At 63.7% G+C, this 18,314-nt stretch carries 14 protein-coding genes; 6 read left to right on the top strand and 8 right to left on the bottom strand.

All coding sequences use genetic code 11. From position 1 onward, the window contains the following. Positions 1 to 52: 52 nt before the first annotated feature. Together hpnO and IVB07_RS26165 are read left to right on the top strand one after the other, a co-directional pair. A complete protein-coding gene (gene hpnO / locus IVB07_RS26170; RefSeq protein WP_026233264.1) occupies positions 53 to 1,444 on the top strand; it encodes an aminobacteriohopanetriol synthase HpnO in 1,392 nt (463 codons plus the stop codon). 115 nt (positions 1,445 to 1,559) lie between these two features. After that, on the top strand, positions 1,560 to 1,964 hold the full coding sequence (locus IVB07_RS26165) for a GFA family protein (protein WP_018456915.1): 405 nt from the start codon (positions 1,560 to 1,562) through the stop codon (positions 1,962 to 1,964). Positions 1,965 to 1,979: 15 nt separating this feature from the next. On the opposite strand, the gene IVB07_RS26160 is transcribed toward IVB07_RS26165, so the two are convergent. From IVB07_RS26160 to IVB07_RS26140, 5 genes are all read right to left on the bottom strand, one after another. After that, the gene (locus tag IVB07_RS26160) at positions 1,980 to 2,735 is read right to left on the bottom strand and encodes an anti-sigma factor (RefSeq protein ID WP_018456914.1); all 756 of its coding nucleotides are present in this window, start codon (positions 2,733 to 2,735) and stop codon (positions 1,980 to 1,982) included. Next, complete coding sequence (locus IVB07_RS26155) at positions 2,732 to 3,280, bottom strand: sigma-70 family RNA polymerase sigma factor (protein WP_018456913.1); 549 nt, start codon at positions 3,278 to 3,280, stop codon at positions 2,732 to 2,734. Before IVB07_RS26155 ends, IVB07_RS26160 begins: the two co-directional genes overlap by 4 nt. A gap of 157 nt (positions 3,281 to 3,437) precedes the next feature. Continuing rightward, positions 3,438 to 3,773 (bottom strand): cupredoxin family copper-binding protein, encoded by a 336-nt coding sequence (locus IVB07_RS26150; protein ID WP_018456912.1) that lies wholly within the window; start codon positions 3,771 to 3,773, stop codon positions 3,438 to 3,440. 23 nt (positions 3,774 to 3,796) lie between these two features. Then, positions 3,797 to 4,741: a metallophosphoesterase gene (locus tag IVB07_RS26145; RefSeq protein WP_018456911.1), complete on the bottom strand. Its 945-nt coding sequence runs from the start codon at positions 4,739 to 4,741 to the stop codon at positions 3,797 to 3,799. 186 nt (positions 4,742 to 4,927) lie between these two features. Next, positions 4,928 to 6,547 (bottom strand): GMC family oxidoreductase N-terminal domain-containing protein, encoded by a 1,620-nt coding sequence (locus tag IVB07_RS26140; RefSeq protein ID WP_018456910.1) that lies wholly within the window; start codon positions 6,545 to 6,547, stop codon positions 4,928 to 4,930. A gap of 200 nt (positions 6,548 to 6,747) precedes the next feature. Between IVB07_RS26140 and IVB07_RS26135 the strand changes: the two genes are divergently transcribed. Then, positions 6,748 to 7,920 (top strand): M20 aminoacylase family protein, encoded by a 1,173-nt coding sequence (locus IVB07_RS26135; RefSeq protein ID WP_018456909.1) that lies wholly within the window; start codon positions 6,748 to 6,750, stop codon positions 7,918 to 7,920. 87 nt (positions 7,921 to 8,007) lie between these two features. Here the strand turns inward: IVB07_RS26135 and IVB07_RS26130 are convergent, their stop codons facing one another. From IVB07_RS26130 to IVB07_RS26120, 3 genes are all read right to left on the bottom strand, one after another. Beyond that, complete coding sequence (locus IVB07_RS26130) at positions 8,008 to 9,636, bottom strand: inorganic phosphate transporter (RefSeq protein ID WP_018456908.1); 1,629 nt, start codon at positions 9,634 to 9,636, stop codon at positions 8,008 to 8,010. A gap of 98 nt (positions 9,637 to 9,734) precedes the next feature. Beyond that, the gene (locus IVB07_RS26125) at positions 9,735 to 11,177 is read right to left on the bottom strand and encodes a UdgX family uracil-DNA binding protein (RefSeq protein WP_018456907.1); all 1,443 of its coding nucleotides are present in this window, start codon (positions 11,175 to 11,177) and stop codon (positions 9,735 to 9,737) included. Then, complete coding sequence (locus IVB07_RS26120; protein ID WP_018456906.1) at positions 11,177 to 12,412, bottom strand: putative DNA modification/repair radical SAM protein; 1,236 nt, start codon at positions 12,410 to 12,412, stop codon at positions 11,177 to 11,179. Before IVB07_RS26120 ends, IVB07_RS26125 begins: the two co-directional genes overlap by 1 nt. Positions 12,413 to 12,573: 161 nt before the next feature. On the opposite strand from IVB07_RS26120, the gene IVB07_RS26115 reads away from it, so the two are divergent. The 3 genes from IVB07_RS26115 to IVB07_RS26105 are packed head-to-tail and all read left to right on the top strand — an operon-like array spanning position 12,574 to position 18,216. Continuing rightward, entirely contained in the window at positions 12,574 to 13,362 is a 789-nt protein-coding gene (locus IVB07_RS26115) for a DNA repair protein (protein WP_247766746.1), read from the top strand. Continuing rightward, entirely contained in the window at positions 13,259 to 14,851 is a 1,593-nt protein-coding gene (locus IVB07_RS26110; RefSeq protein WP_247766744.1) for a DNA polymerase Y family protein, read from the top strand. Before IVB07_RS26115 ends, IVB07_RS26110 begins: the two co-directional genes overlap by 104 nt. Continuing rightward, entirely contained in the window at positions 14,848 to 18,216 is a 3,369-nt protein-coding gene (locus IVB07_RS26105) for an error-prone DNA polymerase (RefSeq protein WP_247766743.1), read from the top strand. Before IVB07_RS26110 ends, IVB07_RS26105 begins: the two co-directional genes overlap by 4 nt. The last annotated feature ends 98 nt before the right edge of the window (positions 18,217 to 18,314 follow it).

The raw sequence follows: 18,314 nt of genomic DNA, 5'->3' as shown, positions 1-18,314 counted from the left end.
CGACGTTCCGTTTTCAGTTGACGAGACGGCCCTCAACCGAAGTATGTAGCGGATGCACAGCCCAAATCCAGACATGTCTCAGCTGTTCGCGGACCGCCAGGCCCAGCGCAGCGCCCTGCATAATCGGCATCTGAACGAGCAGTTCGTTCGGGTTCTGAAGACCATCGGCTACGATGTCGGCTTCCAGAAGGGGCAGGGACAGTATCTCTACGACCGCGACGGGGCGCGCTATCTCGACCTCTTGTCCGGTTTTGGCGTGTTTGCGATCGGGCGCAATCATCCTGTCATGCGCGAGGCGCTCAAGAGCGTGCTCGATGCCGACCTGCCCAACCTCGTCCAGTTCGACGTCTCGGTGCTCGCCGGCGTGCTCGCCGAGCGGCTCCTGAAATACGTCCCCTATCTTGATAAGGCGTTCTTCGCCAATTCCGGCGCCGAATGCGTCGAAGCGGCGATCAAGTTCGCCCGCGGCGCCACCGGTCGTCCGGGGATCGTCTATTGTGCCCACGGCTATCACGGCCTGACCTATGGCGCGCTGTCGCTGACCGGTGATTCGAACTTCCGCACCGGCTTCGAGCCGCTGCTGCCGGGATGCACTTCGATCCCGTTCAACGATCTCGCCGCGCTCGAAAAGGCGCTGGCCTCGCGCGAGGTGGCGGCCTTCGTCGTCGAGCCAATCCAGGGCAAGGGCGTCAACATGCCCACCGACGAGTTCCTGCCGGGTGCAGCTGCGCTCTGCAAGAAATACGGCACGCTGTTCGTCGCCGACGAGATCCAGACCGGCATGGGCCGCACCGGCCGCTTCCTCGCGGTCGAGCACTGGAACGTCGAGCCCGACATGGTGCTGCTGTCGAAGTCGCTGTCCGGCGGCCATGTGCCGGTCGGCGCGGTGCTGACGCGCAAAAGCATCTTCGACAAGATATTCAACCAGATGGACCGCGCCGTCGTGCACGGCTCGACCTTCTCCAAGAACGACCTGGCGATGGCTGCGGGCATCGCCACGCTTGACATCATGGAGTCCGAGAAGCTGATCGAGTCCGCCGCCAAGCGCGGTGCCGAGCTGCGCCTCGCGCTCACGCGCATGGTGCCTGGCTACGAGCTGTTGAAGGAAGTCCGCGGCAAGGGCCTGATGATCGGCGTCGAGTTCGGCCCGCCGAAATCGCTGCGGCTGCGGGCGTCCTGGAACGTGCTGGAGGCGGCCAATAAGGGCCTGTTCTGCCAGCTCATCACCGTGCCGCTGTTCAAGGACCACAAGATCCTCACGCAAGTCGCCGGCCATGGCAGCCACACCATCAAGCTTCTGCCGCCGCTCACCATCACCGAGGAAGATTGCGGCTGGATCGAGCGCGCGTTCGACGACGTCATCGCCGGCAGCCACAAGGTTCCCGGCGCGATCTGGTCGCTCGGCAAGACGCTGGTGGACAATGCGGTGCGAAGGTCTGCGTGAGGCCTCTGCTGCGGCCTGATGTCGCGACGTGCGACCTGCTGAAGCAGTCCGTCTCCCGAAATTCCAAATCGACGCTTATTTTCCGGCATTGACCTAACCGGGAGAGGAGTGGGCGATGCCTTTGACTGGCGGCTGTCATTGCGGCGCCATCCGCTATGAAGTGAACGGCGACATGATGGTGCATGCGCTCTGCCATTGCGCGGATTGCCGCCGTCACTCCGGGGCACCGATGGTGGGCTGGGCGATGTATTCGCTCAAAGCCGTCAAAGTCGTGCGCGGTCAGCCGAAGATCTATCGATCATCCGAGCATGGACGACGTCACTTCTGTGCCGATTGCGGCACGGGGCTGTTCTATATCAACGAAAACCTGATGCCTGATATCATCGATGTCCAGAGCGGCACCTATGATGACCCCGATGCCATACCGGCGACGATGCACATTCAAGTCGCCGAGCGGATTGGCTGGATGGAGCGGGCTCACGAACTGCCCGTCTTCGAACGGTTTCCTCCGCTCGAATGACTGGATGCGCAGAGGCTAACCGTTCATCGCCGCCTCGAACTTGTCGACGAATTCGGCAAGCTCGTCTGCGCCGAGATCGCTGACGGCCCAGAAGCTCAGGCCGCGATTGCCCCAGCGCCGGCAGTTGAAGCCCTGCATGGTTTCGGTCTTGGGCGCGCGGTATTCCGCGTTCGATGTCTGCGACACGAACAGATTGACGACGTGCTGCCGGCGCTTGTAGACGACGGCACCGATGGCACGGGCGTCGATATAGTCGAGCCTGCCGCCGACCAGCGTAAAACCTTGCGCGGTGAGGTCGATCACGGGTGGGGCGACGTCGAGCTTGCCGTTGAACCACGGCTTCACCGTGTGCTGGTCGGTCGAGACCACGTCGATGAGGTGGCCGGCCTGGAGCGAGCGCAGATGCGCGGAGACGACCTCCGACAGGATGCGCTGCTGGTCGTCCTGGCGCAGCACCAATGCGACGACGCCGGAGGCGGCGAGCGCGGAGACTGCCGAGCCCATCGCAAAGCCGCGCAGCACGGAGCGGCGGCTCGGCTGTTGATGCTGCGGCTGCGGCAGCGAGGCCTCGATACGCGCACGCAGGCTCGCCGGTGCGGTGTAGCGCAAATCGGCGTCTGCGAGCACGCGCTGCATCTCGCGCTGCGCGGCGAACTCCGCAGCGCAGGCCGGGCAGCCGGCGATATGGGCTTCGACCTCGCGCGCGTGGCCGGCATCGAGCTCGTTGTCGAGCAGCGCGTGAAGCAGGATTCTTGCTTCGTCGCAGGTCATCTTGCTTGCTCCTCATCCGCCGTCCAGGCCGCGCGCAGCATGGCACGGGCGCGGGCGAGGCGGGACATCACAGTGCCGACGGGCACGCCGGCGGCCTCGGCGATTTCACGATAGGACAGGTTGTTGATCTCCCGCAGCACGAACGTTTCCTTGAACGGCTCGGCGAGCGCGTCGATCAGCTTGCGGATCGCGCCCGCATCGCGGCTGCGCAGCACTTCGGTTTCGGGGCTGGCCTCGGTCTCCTGCCAGATCGGCGTCTGCTCGGCAGCGCCGGGCGTATCCTCGATCGCGCTGTGCCTGTGTGCGCGCCGTGCATATTCGGCATTGCAGACGTTACGCAGGATCGCGAATAGCCAAGGCTTTATCGCCGGCCCGCGATAGCTGTCGAAATGCTTCAGCGCGCGCAGATAGCACTCCTGCACCGCGTCCTCGGCATCGGAGGGGTCACGCAAGAGATAGCGCGCGAGCGTGTAGACGTCGTCGAGATGGGGGAGCGCCGCCTCGCGGAAGCGTTGCGCCTTCTGCAAATCGTCGTTGGCGGGCATCGCTCCTCGCTTTGCCTCTTGTTCTGCTCGTTGCTTGGTTTCGTCGCTGTTCGTCTCGTCCCTATTCGTTTCGTCCCTGAGTGTGACCGAAGGCACACGGGCCCGGCCGGTGTGGGACCACCGGCCGGGCAAGACTTTGATGCCTTGGTTCGAGGTGTTACTCAACCTTGATCATCCCCGTCATGTGCGGGTGCAGAGAACAAAAATATTTGTAGTCGCCCGCATTGGTGAAGGTGAACGAGAACTTGTCGTCAGTGTCCAGGGTCTTGGACCTGAACTTCCCGGCCGACACCACGGTGTGGGGGATGTCGTCCCGGTTGGTCCAGGTCACGGTGGTGCCGACCTTGATCTTGAGCTCGGCCGGCTGGAAGACGAAATTGTCGATATGCACCTCCATGTCGTCGGCATGGGCGGTTGTGGCGGGTAACAGCATGGCCGCGGCCAAAGCAAGACCGAAGGCGACACCGAGGTCGCGGCGATTGAGAGTCTTCATTGTCAGCTTCCGTTAGTCCTGCATCAACTCTGGAGCGGCGTGTCGATGATCGCGAGCCGCTGCTCGTTCTGCTTGAAGTTAATGCTGGCAACGCCGAGCATCGCGCGGAGCTTTGCGTCCTCGACCTTCATCGGTCCGGGCGAGGGGGCAGCTCCCGGCGCCGGCTGCGGAAAGGCGGTGGAGCGTGCGGTGTGGAAGGTGACGTTGCCTTCGACCTTCTGCATCACCTGGTGAATGTGGCCATTGAGCACGGTGACCGAACCGAAGCCTTTCACCTGTTCCAGCGCGCGGGCGCCGTCCTCGGTGCCCCAGCCCCATTCGGGGTAGACGGTCCAGAGCGGGATGTGGGCGAACAGCACGATCGGCGTCGATTTCGACTTGCCGCGCAGATCGTCCTCGAGCCAGGCGAGCTGCTCGGCGCCGAGATTGCCGAGGCCTCCGGCCTTGAGGTCGACGACATTGACGAGGCCGATGAAGTGCACGCCGCCGGCGTCGAACGAATACCAGCCTGCGCCCTTGGTACCGCGGCCGTAGCGCTCGCGATAGAACTTCACGTCCTCGTCGAGGAAGTCATGCTCGCCGGGCACGTAATGCACGTCGAGCTTGCTCTGCGAGATGATGCGATCGGCATTGTCGAACTCGGCGGCCTTGGAGAGATGCGTGATGTCGCCAGTGTGGATCATGAAGGACGGCTTGACCGGCATCGCGTTGATCTTGTTGATGGCTTCCTCGAGCGTGCCGAGCGCGTTGGGATTGGCCGGCTTGTCGAAGCCGACATGGCTGTCGCTGATCTGGAGGAAGGTCATTCCGGGCGCGGCCGCGGTCGCGGCTTGCGCGGAATCGATGATGCCGAGCGAGCGCGGGACGCCACCGGTGATGGTCCAGAGCACCCCGGTGCCGGCCCAGGTCATGCATTCCAACACCTTGCGGCGGCTTAAGCCGTCCTCGCCGTGATCGTGTCCGCTCATCGCGCAGCTCCACTTCGCCCGGAATTGGGCTTCGGGGAGGTGATTGGGGGAGCGGGGGTGTTATTCCCGGACGCGATGACGTTTTCGTGAGGTGGTTGGACGCGTAGCCCGTATGGAGCGTAGCGGAATACGGGACCAATCGAGCGTCCTCTCCCGGATTTCGCTACGCCCCATCAGGCTACGCATTCACTTCGAATCCTCCAAAATCATTGTTGCGCCCTTTTCGGCGATCATCGCGGTCGGCGTGTTGGTGTTGCCAGACGTGATGGTCGGCATGATCGAGGCATCGACAATGCGAAGGCTGCCGAGACCGTAGAAGCGCAGGCGTTCGTCGACCACCGCCATCGGATCATTTGCTGCGCCCATCTTCGCGGTACCGACGGGATGGAAGATGGTGGTGCCGATGTCGCCGGCGGCCTTGGCAAGAGAGGCATCGTCGTCGCCGACGGCGGGGCCGGGCAGATATTCGCTTGGGCGGTATTTTGCCAAGGCCTTCTGCTGCATCAGGCGGCGGGTGGTGCGGATGGCATCGGCGCCGACCTGACGGTCGTCGTCCGTTGAAAGATAATTCGGCGCGATGATGGGCTTCTCGTCCGGCGCCGCCGAACGCAGACGTACGGTGCCACGCGATGTCGGCTGGAGATTGCAGGCGCTCACCGTGATCGCGGGAAAGCGGTGCAGGGGATCGCCGAACTTGTCGAGCGACAGCGGTTGCACGTGGAACTGGATGTTGGCGCGTGCGCGCGTCGCATCGGAGCGGGTGAAGATGCCGAGCTGCGACGGCGCCATGGTCAACGGCCCGCGGCGGCGGAAGGCGTAGTCGAGGCCCATCAGGCCGCGTCGAACCAGGTTGTAATAGGTCTCGTTCAGTGTGCGCACGCCTTCGACCTTGTAGATCGCGCGCTGCTGCAGATGATCCTGCAGATTGCGGCCGACGCCGGGCTTGTCCATCACGATGTCGATGCCGAGCGGCGACAGCCAGTCGGCAGGTCCGATGCCGGAGCGATGCAGCACCTGTACCGAGCCAATCGCGCCTGCCGAGAGGACCACCTCGCGTTTCGCACGCGCCTCGATGATCTCGCCATTCTGGATGAAGCGCACGCCGACGGCGCGGCCCTGTTCGATGATCAGACGATCGACCAGCACATGCTTTTCGAGCCGCAGGTTCGGGCGGTTCAATACCGGCTTGAGAAAGCCGCGCGCCGACGACCAGCGCCGGCCGCGCTTCTGATTGACGTGGAAATAGCTGGTGCCTTCGTTGTCGCCGGTATTGAAATCCGGGATGCGCTTGATGCCCATCTCCTCGGCCGCATCGCCCACGGCATCGAGTATGTCCCAGGACAGCCGCGGCGCCTCGATGCGCCAGCCGCCGCCGGCGCCGTGATGCTCGCTTGCGCCGAGGAAGTGATCCTCGAGCCGTTTGAACAGCGGCAGCACGTCGTCATAACCCCAGCCGGTCATGCCGAGCTGGCGCCAGTGATCGTAATCGGCGGCCTGTCCACGCATCGAGATCATGGCGTTGATCGCCGAGGAGCCGCCGATCACCTTGCCACGGGGATAGGCGAGCGAGCGGCCGTTCAGGCCGGGCTCGGCCTCGGTCCTGAACATCCAGTCCGAGCGCGGATTGCCGATGGCGAAGAGATAGCCGACGGGAATGTGGAACCAGATCCAGTTGTCGTCGCCGCCGGCTTCGAGGAGGAGGACGCGATTGCTGGAATTGGCCGACAGCCGGTTGGCGACGATGCAGCCCGCCGTGCCGGCCCCAACGACAATATAGTCAAACTCACCTTCGAGCCGCCTTGGCATTCTGCTTCCACCCAATAGGCATTATGCCCAGGCTTGTCCCAGGCATCCACGCACTTTCCGTTCTAATAGTCAGACGTGGATGGCCGGGACAAGTCCGGCCATGACGGGAGGACAGAGCTACCCCAGATCCCCGCCAGTTGGGTGGACTGGTGCTTGCATGGTAGACAGGCCTGCATTTTCAACAAAGCTTGAGACCCTCCATGCCCATCGTGAACCGCGTCGCCGACCTTCAACCCGATATTCAGGCCTGGCGCCGGGACATCCACCAGCATCCGGAGCTGCTCTACGACGTCCACCGCACCGCAGCATTCGTCGCGGACCGCCTGCGCGAATTCGGCTGCGATGAGGTCGTGACGGGCATCGGCCAGACCGGCGTGGTCGGCGTGATCAAGGGCAGCAAGCCGGCCGGCGAGGGCCTCAAGGCCATCGGCCTGCGTGCCGACATGGATGCCCTGCCGGTCGAGGAACAGACCAACCTGCCTTACGCTTCGAAGACTCCCGGCAAGATGCACGCCTGCGGCCATGACGGCCACACCGCGATGCTGCTCGGTGCTGCGCGTTATCTCGCCGAGACCCGCAACTTCGCCGGCGATGCGGTGGTGATCTTCCAGCCGGCCGAGGAGGGCGGCGCGGGTGGCTTGGCCATGGTCAAGGACGGCATGATGGAGCGCTTCGGCATCGAGCAGGTCTACGGCATGCACAACGGTCCGGGCATTCCGGTGGGCTCGTTCGCGATCCGGCCGGGTCCGATCATGGCGGCGACCGATGAGGTCGATATCATGATCGAGGGCCTCGGCGGCCATGCCGCGCGGCCGCACAAATGTGTGGATTCCGTTCTGGTCGGTGCACAGGTGATCACGGCGCTGCAGTCGATCGTTGCGCGCAGCGTCGATCCGCTGGAATCGGCCGTGATTTCGATCTGCGAGTTCCACGCAGGCAATGCCCGTAACGTGATTCCACAAACCGCGACACTGAGGGGCACCATCCGCACGCTGTCGCCGGAGGTGCGCAAGCTGGTGGAGAAGCGCGTCCACGAGGTTGTGGCGGGCGTGGCGCAGATCACAGGCGCCAAGATCGATCTGCACTACAAGCGGAATTATCCCGTGGTGAACAATCACGCCGCGGAGACCGAGATCGCACGTCGCATCGCGGGGCAAGTTGCGGGCGAGGCCAATGTGCTCGAGATGTCGCCGCTGATGGGCGGCGAGGATTTCGCCTATATGCTGGAAGCGCGCCCCGGCGCCTTCATCTTCTGCGGCAACGGCGACAGCGCCGGCCTGCATCACCCCGCCTACAATTTCGACGACGACGCCATCGTTTACGGCACATCGTATTGGGTTAAGCTGGTCGAGGAATCGCTCGCGGCATCGTAAGGCCAAGCGCAAGATCAAGCCGAAAGCACAAACGAAAAAGGGCCCGCGCATCGCACGGGCCCTTTGTCTTCGAGTGACTGATCGGCTTCAGAAGATCCGCGAGAAGATCACGTACAGCGTGCCCGACAACAGGATAGCGACGGGCAAGGTCAGCACCCAGGCCATCACCATGTTCCTGATGGTGGCGACCTGGAGACCCGAACCGTTCGCGGCCATGGTGCCGGCGACGCCGGACGACAGCACGTGGGTGGTCGAGACCGGCAGGCCGAACGCGTCGGCGGCGCCGATCGTGGCGGCGGCGACGAGCTCGGCGGAGGCACCCTGCGCGTAGGTGAGATGGGTCTTGCCGATCTTCTCGCCGACGGTGACGACGATGCGCTTCCAGCCGATCATGGTGCCGAGACCGAGCGCGATCGCGACCGCGACCTTCACCCAGGTCGGGATGAACTTGGTCGCGCTGTCTAGCCCGCCTTTGTAGGCGTTCAAGGTCGCGACCTCTTCCTTGCTGAGGTCGTTTTCCTTGTCCTTCATCAGGAATCGGATCGCTTCCGAAGTCAGGTACATGTCGTTGCGGGTGTTGCCGACGACTTCCGCCGGCACCTTGTTCAGCGAACCGTATTTCGCGACCTGCTCGCCGACATCCTTCACCAGCACTGACAGCGAAGGGTAGGTGCCTTCGCTGATGTGATGCGAGGTGACGTACTGCGTCACCGCAGGACGGGGATCGCCGATGATCGCATGGCCGGCGCCCTTGGCCGCAACCACCTTGGAGGCGGCATCTGAGACCTTCGCGAACTGGGCGACCTGCGACTCCGGCAATGCGCGGTTGAGCGCATAGGCTGTGGGCACGGTGCCGATCAGGATCAACATGATCAGGCCCATGCCCTTCTGGCCGTCGTTCGAACCATGGGCGAAGCTGACGCCGGTGCAGGTCAGGATCAGCAGGCCGCGAATCCAGATCGGTGGGGCTTTGTGACCCTCAGGGGCGGCATAGAGCGCCGGGTTCTTGATGATCAGCTTGAGCAGCAGAAGCAGGCCGGCGGCGCAGATGAAGCCGACCAGTGGCGACAACAGAAGCGCATAGCCGATCTCCGTAGCCTTGCCCCAGTCCACGCCCGAGGTGCCGTCGCGGCCGCGCATCAGCGCGTTCGCAACGCCGACTCCGATGATCGAGCCGATCAGCGTGTGCGAGGAGGAGGCCGGCAGGCCGAAATACCAGGTGCCGAGGTTCCAAAGGATCGCGGCGATCAGCAGCGCGAACACCATCGCGAAACCGGCGCTGGAGCCGACCTGCAGGATCAGCTCGACCGGTAGCAGCGAGACGATGCCGAAGGCGACCGCGCCGGACGAGAGCAGCACGCCGAGAAAGTTGAAGAAACCCGACCACATCACCGCGACTTCGGCCGGCAGCGAATGGGTGTAGATCACGGTCGCTACCGCGTTGGCGGTGTCGTGGAAGCCGTTGACGAATTCGAAGCCGAGCGCGATCAGCAGCGCGACAAACAAGAGGATGTAGGGCAGATAGCTCGTGACCCGCGTGCCGGTCGCATCGACATCCGAATAGATGCTGTAGGCCACATAGAGCAGGCCCGCGGCGAGGATGCCGAAGAACAGGATCATCGTCAGCGGATTGAAGCCCTTGTCGAGATTTGGCCGCGAGGCCGGCTGGATCGGCGCGGGATCGGCTACCGCGCGGTCGAATGCAACATCGGTCATGTCTGGAGGCCCCTTAACTTTCTGTAGGGGCTATTGTCCGCGATGGATTTGAAGGCTGGATGACAGGCGAGGCATGAAAGGGGTTTTCCCGCCCGTATTCAGGCGGCGCGCGCGGCTTTCTTCTGCAACCCGGCGACGATCTTCAAATCTTCGACAAAGCGCCGATATTCCAGCACCTTGGCTTCCGGATCGGGCAGCCGCAGCAGATAGGACGGGTGCACCGTCACCAGCGCCTTGTGACCGTCGGGCAGGTCGATGAGCCGGCCGCGGTTCTTTCCGATCGGGGTGATCTTGCCGAACACGCTCTGCGCGGCGGTCGCGCCCATCGCGACGATGAGATCGGGCTGGATGACGGAGACCTCCCGCTCATACCACTGCCGGCAGGCCTTTATCTCCGGCGTATTCGGCTTCTGATGCAGGCGAATCTTGCCGCGCGGCACGAATTTGAAGTGTTTCACCGCGTTGGTGACATAGACCTTCTTGCGGTCGACGCCGGCCTCCTGCAGCGCCTTGTCGAGCATCTGGCCGGCTGGACCGACAAAGGGATGGCCGGCGAGGTCTTCCTTGTCGCCAGGTTGTTCGCCGACCAGCATGATATTGGCGGACTTCGGACCCTCGCCGAACACGGTCTGGGTGGCGTCCTTGTAGAGATGGCAGGCGCGGCAGTGGGCGGCCTCCTCGCGGAGCGCTTCGAGATCGTCGGCAGCGGTCTTGCGTTTCATCGGAGCCTCCGGCCGCTTTTGAGGCTTGTGCGGATCGGTTGGGGCATTGGCGATCATGGCGCCGGTCATGCGCTCGGCGTCCTCAATCAGGGGCTTAATGATCGAAGCCTCGGGCAGGTTCCTCCAATATTTCTTCGGCATCTCGGTCTGCATTGCCTTCACCTTCAGGCGGGCCGGATTGAAGATGCTGGCATAGTAGCGCCGCCAGGTTTCCTCCAGCCGGTCTTCGTTCGGCGCCTCGCTCTTGCCGACGCCTGACGTGAACGAGAGCGCGTGGCCATCCCAATGCGCGCACAAATCCGGCGTCAGGATCGACCAGGGCATATCGGCGAAGCGCTTGGCGAAGAACGGCGCGGCGAGCTCGACGATATGATGCTCCGGCTCGAACCAGGCGACGTAGTGTGCTTCGCGTTCCCTGCCGATCTCGCGGAAGCGCACGAAGGCATGCATCTTGTGCTCGTCGCGGTAGACCGCCTTTGCCATGGCCGTGACTTGCGCGACATCGAGATCGGTCGCGACCTCGATGAGGTCGTGATTGTCGTTCAGCCGAAACAGCAGGCGATAGAGGATCGCGAAACGCTCGGGATCGCGATGCAGGATCGCGGCCTTGGCGAGCTCGACGAATTTTGCTGGCACGTTGAAGGTGCTATCGCCACCGGCCGGCAGCGGAGACGGCGAGGGTGGCGCGAACAGCTCCGCTTCGCCGCCCTGCACGGTCCAGGTGACATCGACCGGTTTCATTTGGTGAAGCACGAGGCTACGCGCGGCTTTGCGCCAGCCGTCGAAATCGGTTTCGTTCTCGAGGGTGATGTACTGCATCAGAAGCCAAATCCCAGTTGTGTGGCCTTCGGCTTGAACCGTTCGATCAGCCGTGCCTCGTCGAGGCGGTGCGGCGCGGGCCGGTGATCGCTCAGCACGATGAACGGCAGCGCTTTGTTCCGGGGCACATGCAGCCGCGCGAGATCGGCGACGCGGATGGTGGTCGTGCGGCGCGCCGCGATGATGCGCTCGACCGCCTTGGTGCCGAAGCCCGGCACGCGCAACAATTCCTCGCGGCTGGCCCGGTTGACGTCGAGCGGGAAGCGGTCGCGGTGGCGCAGCGCCCAGGCGAGTTTTGGATCGATGTCGAGCGGCAGCATCGCACTGTCGTCGACGATCTCGCCGACGTCGAAGCCGTAGAACCGCATCAGCCAGTCGGCCTGGTAGAGTCGGTGCTCGCGCAGCAAGGGCGGCGCGCGCAGAGGCAGCGCGCGGCTGGCATCGGGGATCGGGCTGAACGCGGAATAATAGACGCGCCTCAGCCTGTATGAACTGTAGAGATTGGCGCTGGTGTGGAGGATAGTGTGGTCGGAGGCCGCGTCGGCGCCGACGATCATCTGCGTGCTTTGGCCGGCCGGTGCGAAGCGCTGCGGCTTGGCTTTCGTCTTCGCGCTACGGCTTTCCTCGGCCTCGTCCAGCTTCAGCCGCAGTCGGCCCATTGTGCGGCGGATCGCGCGCACGTCCTTCTCGGGCGCGAATTGCTGCAGGCTCGTCTCCTGCGGCATCTCGATGTTGATAGAGAGACGGTCGGCATATTTGCCGGCCTCGGAGATCAATGTATCGTCGGCCTCGGGGATTGTTTTGAGATGGATGTAGCCACGGAAGTGATGCTCCTCGCGCAGTTTGCGCGCGACGCTTACCACCTGCTCCATGGTGTAGTCGGGGTTGCGGATGATGCCGGAGGAGAGAAACAGTCCTTCGATGTAATTGCGCCGGTAGAAGTCGAGCGTCAGCTTGACGACTTCGTCGATGGTGAAGCGGGCGCGTGGCACGTTGGAAGAGGCCCGGTTGACGCAATAGAGGCAGTCGTAATTGCAGGCGTTGGTCAGCAGCACCTTGAGCAGCGAGATACAGCGACCGTCCGGCGCGTAGGAATGGCAAATGCCCATGCCGGGCGCGGTCGATCCCATGCCCTTGCCGTCGCTGGAATCCCGCCTCTCGGTGCCGCTGGAGGCGCAAGACGCGTCGTACTTGGCGGCGTCGGCCAGGATTTCCAGCTTGCGTTGCACGTCCATATTGGATCCCTTTGATTCAGCTCATGAATCCCAAGGCCCGCCAATTCGATTGACTCCTGGGGCGTCGTTAGCTTTATATTAGAACATATCATGAACAAATGAGCTAGCCGCTGGTTCTCTTTTTGAGAGCCACCGGCAATCACTCCTGAGGAGCGGCGTATATGAGCGGCGCACGAACAAGCGCGCTTGCAGCCTTGCGCGGCCAGATCGAGCGCATCGAGACGGCGGAGGTCGTGCATCATCGCGACCGTGTCGCGCTCGGCCATCGCGAGGCCGACAGCGCGCTAAAGGGCGGGCTCGCACGCGCGGCAATCCACGAGGTATTTTGCGAAGGACGTCAGGGCGCGGCCGCGACCGGCTTTGTCACCGGACTTGCGGGGCGCATGACGGCACGCAAACCGCTGCTGTGGGTGCGGCAGGATTTTTCAGAAATTGAAACCGGTGCGCTGTCGATGAGCGGGCTCACCGAGATCGGTCTCGATCCGCGCCGTATGGTGATGGTGCGCGCCGCCGACGTGGAGAGTGCGTTGCGCACGTCGGCCGATGCGCTCGCCTGCGACGCGCTGGGCGCCGTCGTGCTCGAGCTCTGGGGTGAGACCAGGCAGTTCGATCTTGTGGCGAGCCGCAAGCTGACGCTGGCTGCGCAGTCTTCCGGTGTCACCGGCTTGCTGCTGCGGATGGCCGCACAACCTTTGCCATCGACCGCGGAGACCAGATGGATGCTGCGCGCGGCGCATTCGCCGCCGGGCGCGATGTGGAGCGCCTGGGGCGCGCCGCGCTTCGATGCCGAGCTCTTGCGCAATCGTCATGGCCCGTGCGGCCGGTGGATCATGGAATGGAAATGTGATGAGTGCCAGTTCTCTGAATCGTCGACGTATCCTCAGCCTGTGGCTGCCGCGCCTGCCTCTCGACCGGATCCAGCGGTTCTTCGGCAACGTCGGACTGCATAAAAACAATGAGCCCAGCATCGTCGTCGCCAAGGACAGCAACGCGCTGGTGATCCATGCGCTGGACGAGGCCGCCGAGCGCCTCGGGCTGCATATCGGCCAGCCCTTGGCCAATGCCCGGGCGATGTGTCCGGATCTAAAGGTGTTCGATGCCGATGCCGTGGCCGATGCCAAGACGATCGGCGACATCGCCGACTGGTGCGACCGCTTCACGCCGCTGGTGGCGCTCGATCCGCCGCACGGGCTGTTCCTCGACATCACCGGCTGCGCGCATCTGTTCGGCGGCGAGGCTACGCTGTTGCAAACCCTTGTCCGTGCCCTCGATCGCCAGGGCTTTGCCGTCAGCGCGGCGATCGCCGGCACCTCGGTCTGCGCGCGCACGCTGACGCGGCAGGCATCCGGTAGCATCGTTGCCAATGGCGGGGAGGCGGCGGCAATCAGCCGGTTTCCAGTGTCCGCGCTTGGTGCGGGTGAGGCCATCAGCACCGGCCTGCGCCGCGCCGGCCTGAAAACCATCGGCGATGTCGCCTCGCGCACGCCGAGCGAAATCACGGCGCGGTTCGGTGCGCGGTTCTCCACGCTGCTTGCGCACGCGCTGGGACAGGGCGATGCGCCGATCAATCCACGAAAGCCGCTGCCCGATTACATCGTAGAGAAACGCTTTGCCGAGCCGATCGCGACCGACACCATGATCGCGATGACGCTGTCGCGCCTCGCCGACACGCTGATCGCGTCGATGGAGAAGCAGGGCAAGGGCGCGCGACGGTTAGAAGCCACATTCTTCCGTACCGACGGCGCGGTGCGCGCCATCATGGTCGAAACCGGACGTCCCGTGACGCGGAGCGCGGTCGTCGACCGGCTGTTCCGCGAGCGTCTCGATGCACTCGCCGATCCCCTCGATCCCGGCTTCGGCTTCGACATGGTGCGGCTGTCGGCAAGCCGCACCGAGATCGTGGTGCAGGAGCAGCGCGATCTCGACGCCCATGTCCACGACAATGACGAGCTTGCCGCGCTGATCGACCGCATCGCCGCGCGCATCGGCGGAAAGCGCGTCGTCGTGCACCTGCCTGAGGATACCCATATCCCTGAATGTGCGGTGCTGGCGGCGCCTGCCCAGCATCATCTCGCCGTGGCCATGCAGGCCGAATGGCCCGCGCGCACCGAGGGTGAGCCGCCGCTGCGTCCGTTGCGGTTGTTCGACAAGCCTGAGCCGATCAATGTGCCGTTCGCGACCGTGCCCGACGGGCCGCCGCATCAATTCACCTGGCGCCGCGCGCAGCATGCGGTGGTGCGGGTGGAGGGCCCCGAGCGCATCGCCATGGAATGGTGGCGGCAGGACGGCAAGCAACTGACACGGGATTATTTTCGTATCGAGGATGCCGAAGGCCTACGCTTCTGGATCTTTCGCGACGGTCTTTACGAGGGGGAGTGCTTCGACGACGACGGCAAGCCCGCTCCTCCCGGTTGGTATGTGCACGGTCTCTTCGCATGAACACGCCCGCTTATGCCGAGATCGGCATCACCACGAATTTCTCCTTCCTGCGCGGCGGCTCGGATCCGCGCGACTATGTACACCAGGCCAGCATCCTGGGCATTCCCGCGATCGGCATTGCCGATCACAACACGCTCGCCGGTGTGGTGCGTGCCTACAAGGAGCTCGACAATGACAAGGTGCTGCACAAGCCGAAGCTTCTGATCGGCACCCGCATCGTCTTCATCGACGGCACGCCGGATATCCTGGTCTATCCGTGTGACCGCGCCGCCTATGGCCGGCTGTGCCAGCTTCTCACCCGGGGCAAGCGCGGCGACGACATCACGCGGATCGCGAAGGGCGAATGCCATCTCACCTTCGCCGATCTCCTTGCGTTTTCCGAAGGCCAGCTCCTGATCCTGACGCTGCCGCATCGCTTCGATGCGGCGCAAGCGCAGGACATCCTCGCCAAGCTGAAGGCAAGTCGCGCCGAGGGCGTGTGGCTGGCGGCGAGTCTGGTCTATCGCGGCGACGATCGCCGTCGCCTCGCGCAGCTCGATGATCTCGCCGCAAAAGCAAAAGTGCCGCTGCTTGCGACCAACGAGGTGCTCTATCACCACCCCGCGCGCCGTCCCCTCCAGGACGTTCTGACCTGCATCCGGGAAAAGACCACGATCGAGGCGGTCGGCCGGAAGCTGGAAGCCAATGCCGAGCGATTTCTGAAGACGCCCAGGGAGATAGCGCGGCTGTTCCGCGATTTCCCCGAAGCTATCGCGGAGACCATGCGCTTTGCGGACAAGATCACCTTCTCGCTCGACCAGCTCAAATACCAGTATCCGGATGAGCCGGTGCCACCGGGGAAGACCGCGCAGGGGCATCTGGAGGATCTGACCTGGGCCGGTGTCGACAAATATTTCGGCGGCAAGATCGACGACAAGCTGCGCGCCACCCTGAAGAAAGAACTCGCGCTGATCGCCGATCTGAAATACGCGCATTACTTCCTCACCGTGCACGACATCGTGCATTACGCCCGCAGCCAGAACATTTTGTGCCAGGGGCGGGGATCGGCGGCGAATTCGGCGGTCTGCTACGTGCTCGGCATCACCTCGGTCGACCCGACCAAGGTCGATCTGCTGTTCGAGCGCTTCATCTCCAAGGAGCGGCTGGAGCCGCCCGACATCGACGTCGATTTCGAGCATTCGCGGCGCGAGGAGGTGATGCAATATGTCTATCGCCGTTACGGCCGCCATCGCGCTGCGATCATCGCCACCATCATTCATTATCGCCCGCGCAGCGCCATCCGCGACGTCGGCAAGGCGCTGGGCCTGACCGAGGACGTCACCGCGGCCCTTGCCGACACCGTCTGGGGAAGCTGGGGCAAGGGCCTCAACGACATGCAGGTCAGGCAGGCCGGCCTCGATCCGCAAAATTCAATGATCAACCTCGCAGTCGAGCTCGCGACCGAGCTGATCGAATTCCCCCGTCATCTGTCCCAGCATGTCGGCGGCTATGTGCTCACGCAGGACCGGCTCGACACCTATGTGCCGATCGGCAATGCCGCGATGGACGATCGCACCTTCATCGAATGGGACAAGGACGATGTCGACGCACTCAGCATGATGAAGGTCGACGTGCTCGCGCTGGGCATGCTGACCTGCATCCGCAAGTGCTTTGATCTGATCGAGCAGCACAAGGGCGAACGTTGGATGCTGGCGAGCGTCCCGCAGGATGATTCCAAAGTCTACGACATGCTGTGCGACGGGGAGTCGCTCGGCGTGTTCCAGGTCGAGAGCCGCGCCCAGATGAACATGTTGCCCCGGCTGAAGCCACGGACCTTCTACGATCTCGTCATCGAGGTCGCGATCGTGCGGCCTGGTCCGATCCAGGGCGACATGGTGCATCCTTATCTGCGGCGGCGGAACGGCTTGGAAAAAGTGAACTATCCATCGCCGTCACCGGAGCATGGCGACAAGGACGAGCTTTACAGGGTGCTGCACAAGACCCTCGGCGTGCCCTTGTTCCAGGAGCAGGCGATGCGGATCGCGATCGAGGCCGCGAAGTTCACGGCCGAGGAGGCCAACGGCCTGCGCCGTGCGATGGCAACGTTCCGCAATGTCGGCACCATCGGCAAGTTCGAAGACAAGATGATCGGCAACATGATCGCACGCGGTTATGCGCCTGATTTTGCCAGGAACTGTTTCGAACAGATCAAGGGTTTTGGCAGCTACGGTTTTCCGGAGAGCCATGCCGCAAGCTTCGCGCAGCTTGTCTATATCTCCTCATGGCTGAAGCATTATCACCCTGATGCATTCTGCTGCGGCCTCCTGAACTCGCAGCCGATGGGTTTTTACGCCCCGGCGCAGATCGTCAGCGACGCTCGCAAGAATGGCGTCGAGGTGCGCGATATCGATGTGTCCTACAGTTTTGCGCAGAACACGCTGGAAGAAGGAAGTAGCAAATATTGCGCCGTGCGCCTGGGCTTCCGCCAGATCGACGGTTTTCATTGGCTCGATGAGGATGAGGAAAGGCTGAAAAGAGGCGCGTCCCGGAATGACCGTGTGGAGAGAGCGCCCGACTGGGCCGACCGCATCGTCTCCGCGCGCAACCGCCGGCCCTTCACCTCGCTGGAAGATTTCGCCCGCGACACCGGACTGCCCAAGCGCGCGCTGATCCTGCTTGCCGATGCCGACGCGTTTCGCTCGCTCGGGCTCGATCGCCGCGAGGCGCTGTGGCAGGTGCGGCGCCTGCCCGACGATGTGCCGCTGCCGCTGTTCGAGGTGGCCACCGCACGCGAGCAGCCGGACGAGCACGCCAGGCCGTTGCCGGTGATGCCGCGCGCCGAACAGGTGGTCGCGGACTACCAGACCATTCGCCTTTCGCTCAAAGGCCATCCGATTGAATTTTTGCGGGAGATGTTTACGCGCGAGCGCATCGTCGCCTGCAAGGACATCAATCACGACAACGAGCGGCGCCGTGTCCGCTGTGCCGGCGTCGTGCTGGTACGGCAGCGGCCGGGCAGCGCCAGCGGCGTCGTGTTCATGACACTGGAGGACGAAACCGGCATCGCCAATGTCGTGGTGTGGCCGAAGATCATGGAGCAGTACCGGAAGGAGGTGATGGGCGCACGCCTCATCCTGGTCGAGGGCTACATCCAGAGCAGTCCCGAAAAGGTGACGCATCTGATCGCCCAGCGGATGATCGACCGTTCGCACGATCTGGTCGGCCTTGCCAACGACGCCCTCGGCCGCAAGCATCCGGTGCCGGCAGGCGCCACCGTGGTCGAACCGCTCAACGACGACCCCCGCGCCCACACGGATGCGCCCGCGCAAAAAATCCGTCATCCCCGCAATGTCCGCATCCTGCCGCCGTCGCGGGATTTTCATTGAGGGTGGGGGCCGCGCCCCTCTCGCCCCGTCATTGCGAGCGCAGCGAAGCAATCCAGACTGTCACCGCGGAGAAATACTGGATTTGCTTCGCTACGCTC

The sequence above is a fragment of the Bradyrhizobium sp. 172 genome (genome assembly GCF_023101065.1).
GTDB classification, from domain to species: Bacteria; Pseudomonadota; Alphaproteobacteria; order Rhizobiales; family Xanthobacteraceae; genus Bradyrhizobium; species Bradyrhizobium canariense_D.
This window is presented reverse-complemented; position numbering and strand designations above follow the sequence as displayed.